This window comes from Pseudoalteromonas sp. UBA6610, from assembly GCF_002433295.1.
GTDB lineage: Bacteria > Pseudomonadota > Gammaproteobacteria > Enterobacterales > Alteromonadaceae > Pseudoalteromonas > Pseudoalteromonas atlantica.
Genome location: NZ_DJHW01000004.1, coordinates 1 through 2,718, shown reverse-complemented (window position 1 = coordinate 2,718; position 2,718 = coordinate 1). Strand labels below are relative to the sequence as shown.

3 protein-coding genes are annotated in these 2,718 nt (G+C 41.7%); 1 reads left to right on the top strand and 2 read right to left on the bottom strand.

Annotated features, from left to right (window positions below):
• The coding region (locus B4F91_RS00655; RefSeq protein WP_288635319.1) for a lactoylglutathione lyase family protein at positions 1-479 on the bottom strand (479 nt) is incomplete at its 3' end.
• A gap of 101 nt (positions 480-580) precedes the next feature.
• Between B4F91_RS00655 and B4F91_RS00650 the strand changes: the two genes are divergently transcribed.
• The gene (locus B4F91_RS00650; protein WP_055254265.1) at positions 581-1,450 is read left to right on the top strand and encodes a LysR family transcriptional regulator; all 870 of its coding nucleotides are present in this window, start codon (positions 581-583) and stop codon (positions 1,448-1,450) included.
• A gap of 63 nt (positions 1,451-1,513) precedes the next feature.
• On the opposite strand, the gene B4F91_RS00645 is transcribed toward B4F91_RS00650, so the two are convergent.
• Positions 1,514-2,718 (bottom strand): multidrug effflux MFS transporter (locus B4F91_RS00645; RefSeq protein ID WP_286936235.1); only part of this gene is annotated, 1,205 nt, incomplete at its 5' end.

The window sequence follows — 2,718 nt, the reverse complement described above, 5'->3', positions numbered from 1 at the left end:
ATAAGCTCGTAGCTGTGGCTGTAAATCTCAAGGATGTTACCAAACGGGTCTTCCATGTAGATCATGCGGTACGGCTTTTCGCCAGGGTAGTAGTAACGTGGCTCTGGCATACGTTTTTTACCACCTGCAGCAACAATACGCTCCGCTAAGCCTTCCACATCAGGGTCTTGTACACAGAAATGGAAGATACCGGTTTTCCAGTATTCAAAGTTGTCTTTAGGGTTTTCTTGGTCTTTAAATTCAAAAATTTCTACACCAATGCGGTCGCCTGTTGAAAGGTGCGCTATTTTAAATTTTTCCCAATTTGGACCAAATACATCGGTGCACATTTCGCCAATGGGGCTGTTATCTTCAGTGATCACGGTAGGCTCCATTATGGTGTACCAGCCCATCACCTTAGTGTAAAACTCTACGGCTTTTTCAACATCTGGTACTGAAATACCAATGTGCGAAAAACTACGTGGATATGTATGACTCATAATGCTTCCTCTTTAACTGTGATTAGTTGATGGAGTTAGTTTACGAACCCGTGTTTATTAAGTAAAATTATCATTAATCATCATTTTGAGTACGTTTTGTAATGATAAACCCGACATGGTTAAACACGTTTTGTACGTTGGTTGAGGTAAATCATTTTACCCAAACCGCCGAGCGCTTATTTATGACCCAATCGGGCGTAAGTCAGCATATTAAAAAGCTAGAGCAGCAAGTAAACTGCGCGCTATTAGAGCGCCACGGCAAACAATTTACCCTTACCGTGCATGGGCAAAACTTGTATCAGCAAGGCAGCTTGTTATTAAAAGAATGGCAATTTTTAGAACAACAATTAAAAGATGACTCGCCTTACAGCGGCCTAGTAAAAATACAATCGCCTGGTAGTTGTGGGCTACAATTTTATAGCCAATTATTAGCATTACAGGCTGAGCATACCGAGCTTAATATTGATTATCGCTTTGCACCTAATACCAGTGTAGAGCAAGCTGTAGCAAACCACAGTGCCGACATAGGCTTTTTAACCCAAGCCCCCACGCTTAGCGAAGTTACCAGCCACAAAATTGGCCAAGAAGCTTTATTATTAGTAACTCCAGCACATATTAAAAACCCAACATGGGAGGTTTTATGTGAGCTTGGCTTTATTGGCCACCCCGATGCAAAACACCACGCGCAGCTATTACTTAGCGAAAACTACAGTGAGTTTGAGCATGTTGATCAAATTAAGCGTACGGGGTTTTCTAACCAAATAAGTTTAATACTCGAACCAGTAAGTTTAGGGCTAGGTTTTACTGTTTTACCTGCCTATGCGGTGGGCGCATTTAATAAACCAGCGCTTATAAAAACGCACCATTTAGCCAACCCAATCAGCGAAAATATTTATGTGTGTCATCATCGTAACAGGCCAATGGCAAAGCGCATGCACACGGTAATTGAGGCGATAAAAGCGGGGGAGTAATTTTTTAAAAAGGCAGTACAGCCAGCTTTAATTTACTGTACTGCCTTTTCGGTTTTAGCGTGTTTAAACCTTAGACATATAGGTGCTTACATACGCCTTATTTTTAAATACCAACCATAAAGTAAGCGCTATAAGGCCAATACTTAGCTGAATAACACCTAAGTTTTTAATTAATGTTTCTGCATTAAGCGATACAAGCGCCATGCCTATTGCGCCTGCAATCATAGAGCAAAACTGAATAACGGCCACAGCAGAGCCCGTGTCAGTTGTTTGTTGCTCTAACATTAAATTAGTACCGGGCACGCGGGTAATAATAACGGTTAGGGTGGCTATTGCTGCTAATGCACCAAATACCCAAGGCGATAAACCACCTATAAAAATGGTACTTATACCGCATGCTGTTAGGGTTAAAAAACTCGCAGTAATTATTTTTTTCACCGATACACGTTTAGAAAGCCGCATATAAATTGTTGGCCCAAACGAGGCGCACACAGCATTCGCTGCAAAGGCGTAACTAAAGGTTTGCTCAGATAAACCAAACCCATTGATATATACATAAGAGCCCGCCGCTAAAAACGACATTAACGCCATAGGCACAATAGTAAAAACAGCCAATAGCGATAAAAATGGCGGGTTTTTAACTACTACAGCTAATCGCCCCCACGACTGAAAAACAGAGCCGGCGTAGCGTGTATGTAAGGTTTCGCGGTAAAAAAAGGTAAATAACATAGCCACCGAGCCAAACACGGCTAAAGCAGCAAACATCATATGCCAATTAGCAATTTTTAATAGCAATGCGCCCAGCACAGGCGCCACCATAGGGGCAATAATAACCAGCGACATAATAGTGGCGATAATTTTTTCTCGCTCGCGGCCATCGTACAAATCTTTTACTATTGCCGTGGCTACAACCGTTACTGCACTTCCGCCAAAGGCTTGTAATAAACGCGCGCCTATAAGCATTTCTACAAAATTAGATAACGCACAAAGCACACTGCCTATTACGTATATTCCAAGGCCCATAAGCAAAACAGGTTTACGGCCAAATTTTTCACTTAATGGACCCCAAAACAATAATCCTATGGCGTAGGCTGCAAAGTATACGCTAAGTGTTAAGTTAACCATGGCTTGGTTAGTATTTAGTTTCTCTACCATAGTAGGTAAAGCAGGAAGATATAAATCGGTAGTTAAAGGGGGAAATGCACTAGGGCGTGTTGATCTTTGATGGTTAAATTTGCAGCAGTATGTTTGGTTTTTAGGCAAGGCAG

What these genes read in the sequence shown, in the direction of transcription:
- B4F91_RS00650 (WP_055254265.1), top strand. Translation starts at nt 581, where the DNA reads ATGATAAACCCGACATGGTTAAACACGTTTTGTACGTTGGTTGAGGTA.